The 2,400-nt window shown below is 69.2% G+C and carries 3 protein-coding genes; 1 reads left to right on the plus strand and 2 read right to left on the minus strand.

The annotated features are described in order from the left end of the window. On the plus strand, positions 1 to 1,191 hold a 1,191-nt coding region (fahA, locus tag VJ693_RS19165), incomplete at its 5' end, for a fumarylacetoacetase (RefSeq protein WP_324156788.1). Between the two features lie 17 nt (positions 1,192 to 1,208). Here fahA and VJ693_RS19170 read toward each other — a convergent pair. Next, a complete protein-coding gene (locus tag VJ693_RS19170; protein WP_324156790.1) occupies positions 1,209 to 1,601 on the minus strand; it encodes a DUF2846 domain-containing protein in 393 nt (130 codons plus the stop codon). A 205-nt stretch (positions 1,602 to 1,806) separates the two neighbouring features. Further along, on the minus strand, positions 1,807 to 2,223 hold the full coding sequence (locus VJ693_RS19175) for a hypothetical protein (RefSeq protein ID WP_324156792.1): 417 nt from the start codon (positions 2,221 to 2,223) through the stop codon (positions 1,807 to 1,809). Positions 2,224 to 2,400: the final 177 nt, after the last annotated feature.

The raw sequence follows: 2,400 nt of genomic DNA on the forward strand, positions 1-2,400 counted from the left end.
TACGGGTGCTTTCGCGCCCGCGGCGAAGACGAGGAGGCATGGCGCCTGGGCGTGGCGATCGGCGACGAGGTGCTCGACCTGCGCGCCGCCATCGACGCCGGCCTCGGCCTCGAGCCGATGCTGGGCACCCACGCGCTGGAGCACTTCATGCTGCTGCCGGCCGCGCGCTGGCGCGACACGCGGCGCACGTTGTCGCAGGCGCTGGCCGAGGGCAGCGCTCATCGCGCGGTGCTGCGCGATTGCCTGCTGCCGCAACGCGACGTGGAACTCACCCGGCCCTGCCGCATCGGCGACTACACCGACTTCTACACCGGCATCCACCACGCGACCGCGGTGGGCCGGCTGTTTCGGCCCGACCAGCCGCTGCTGCCCAACTACAAGTGGGTGCCGATCGGCTACCACGGCCGCTCGTCGAGCATCCGGGTGAGCGGGCATGCGTTCCGCCGGCCGAAGGGCCAGGCGGCCGGCGAGGCCGGCGTGCCGCGCTTCGGCCCGAGCCAGCGGCTCGATTACGAGCTGGAGCTCGGGGTGTTCGTCGGCGGGGTCAACACGCTCGGCACGCCGCGCAACATGGCACAGGCCGAGGACGAATGGTTCGGGGTGGTGCTGCTCAACGACTGGTCGGCGCGCGACCTGCAGGCCTGGGAGTACCAGCCGCTCGGTCCCTTCCTGTCGAAGAACTTCGCGACCACGATCTCGCCATGGATCGTGACCCGCGATGCGCTGGCGCCGTTTCGTGCGCCGTTCGCCCGGCCCGAGGGTGACCCCGAGCCGCTGCCGCACCTCGATTCACCGGCCAACCGCGACCGCGGCGCCATCGAGCTCACGCTCGAAGTGTGGCTGCAGACCTCGTCCATGAAAGCGCCGCAGCGCCTGTCGTGCAGCAATTTCCGCGACGCCTACTGGACCATCGCGCAGCTGATCGCCCACCACAGCAGCAACGGCTGCAATCTGCAGCCGGGCGACCTGCTGGGCAGCGGCACGCAGTCCGGTCCGCGCGAAGGCGAGGGCGGCTCGCTGCTGGAGCTGAGCCACGGCGGCAAGCAGCCGATCACCTTGTCGAACGGCGAGACCCGGACCTTCCTCCAGGACGGCGACACCGTCATCCTGCGCGGCCACGCCGAGCGCGAAGGCTGCCGCCGCATCGGCCTGGGCGAGTGCCGGGCCACGGTGCTGCCGGCACTCGCCTGAAGGCTGACTGTCGAGTCCTACTTCGCGGTCTTGATGATCGTTCCCACGGTCAGCGTCTTCACGTGGTACTTGCCTTGATAGTCCTCGAGCTTGAACAGGTTGTTGCGCGCCATGATGATGCCCATGGTCGGCTCCTGCTGGATGAAGAGGATGTCGCCGGGGTTGGTCGTGACGTTCAGCTCCGCCCAGTTCTCGGCCTTGGAGTAGATCTTGTGCTGCCCCGGCGCGACCGAGAAGTAGATGTACTGGCTCGACCGGGTGTAGCCCATCTCCGACGGCGCTTCCTGGTCGTCGAGGAAGACGTTGAAGCGCACCAGGCCGCCCAGCGCCGACGGGCGCACCACGTAGACCATCGCCTTGCCGGCTTCGGGCAGCTTGGGCAGTTGGTAGCTGGCGGTCTCCGCTTTCATCACCTCGGGTGACGGCAGGCTGGCGCAGCCCGGAAGGAGGGCCGCAGCGGCAGCGATCAACAGGGTCCCGACAAGGAATCTTCTTTGCATTGCATGCTCCTGTGCATGGTGGTTGGAATGGAGATGGCGCGCCGCCGCTCGCCATGAGCGCCGGGCGCGGCAAGGCTATCTCAGACTCTGGCAATGATGCCGCAGGCCTGGCGCGCTACTGACGGACGAACACCACCGTCGAGGAACTGCCGCCGTCGAACGCGAAGTCGCCGCTCATGTGGGTGGCGTCTTGCAGCGTGGCCGAGTAGGTCGCCTTGGTGCCGTTGTCGTAGCTCAGCTGCAGGGTGACCCGCGCGGCCAGGTGCACGCCGGCGACGGTCAGCGTGCCCGAGGGGCCGGCACTGGCCTGATACGCGCCGGCGCCGGCGACCACCGAATCCTGCTCGGTGAGCACCAGCCCGAGCGACGCGCCGGCAACCTGGGTCGAGGCACTCCAGGCGCCGGCCACGGTGGACGGCAGGCCGCTGGTGCTTCCGCCACCGCCGCACGACGCGAGCAGGGCGGCCGCGGCCAGCAGCGCAACCCCCGCGGCTGCACGGATGCGAGTGGCTGGTGAGCAGTGCTTCATCATGATGGTGCAGTGTCGCGCTCAGCCCATGGCTTGCGCAAATTCTTTCGCGAGGATCGTGGGGCCTCAGCCGTTGGCGCAGGCCTTGCCGAAGTATTCGGCCGCGGCGGGCACGAGCATGGGCGACAGGGCCTCGGGGCCGCCGCCTGCGAAGAGGATGCGCGCGTTCGCGTCTGGACG

This window comes from Ideonella sp., assembly GCF_035254525.1.
Lineage (GTDB): Bacteria > Pseudomonadota > Gammaproteobacteria > Burkholderiales > Burkholderiaceae_C > Ideonella.

Coding starts and splice junctions, on each gene's coding strand:
- VJ693_RS19170 (WP_324156790.1), bottom strand. CDS start 1,601: ATGAAAGCGGAGACCGCCAGCTACCAACTGCCCAAGCTGCCCGAAGCC.
- VJ693_RS19175 (WP_324156792.1), bottom strand. CDS start 2,223: ATGATGAAGCACTGCTCACCAGCCACTCGCATCCGTGCAGCCGCGGGG.